Annotated in this window: 1 pseudogene; it reads right to left on the minus strand. The window is 38.0% G+C overall.

The window, feature by feature from the left end:
• Positions 1–238: pseudogene (locus A5N85_RS14490) on the minus strand (hypothetical protein); the annotation flags it as partial.
• Positions 239–569: the final 331 nt, after the last annotated feature.

The raw sequence follows: 569 nt of genomic DNA on the forward strand, positions 1-569 counted from the left end.
TTTCTCTCATTGGGTGAGAGAAAATATCGCTGTTAATAGAACCATCATATAAGCGTAAGGCAAACAATTCTCCATTGATAATGGCTCCAATCGCATTGCTCTGGTTCTTTAAATGCCAGTTATCACTTCCATGACAAATTTGTCCTTTTGTGCTGTAGCCATAAGGTCTATGAGCAAAGGCTTTAAAACCACATTCATCAAGATAGACTATCGGTTTGTCTTGAGCGGTCTTATCCACTATTTGTTCTTGAAAGTGCTCTCTTTGCTCTGTGTCGGCTTTTGGATGTTGGTTAATCTTTTTTTATGCGTTATAGTCAAATCACTTATAATCCAATCTATCCAAAGCAGATATAAAGAACAACTTGTAGTAGAATTATCAAAAACAAACTGAGCATATCCTATGACCTACTGCAGCCAATTCCGACAGAAAATTCTTAACGATATTGCTAATGGAGAAACTTGGCGCGCTGTTGCAAAGCAGCTACAAGAATCAGCAAATTCACCGTCTATAGCTGGATTAAAAATCCCCATCTTTACTGAGCGTAAGCCCTCAAAGATTGATGATGAAG

It is taken from the genome of Suttonella ornithocola (assembly GCF_001889065.1).
Taxonomy (GTDB): Bacteria; Pseudomonadota; Gammaproteobacteria; order Cardiobacteriales; family Cardiobacteriaceae; genus Suttonella_A; species Suttonella_A ornithocola.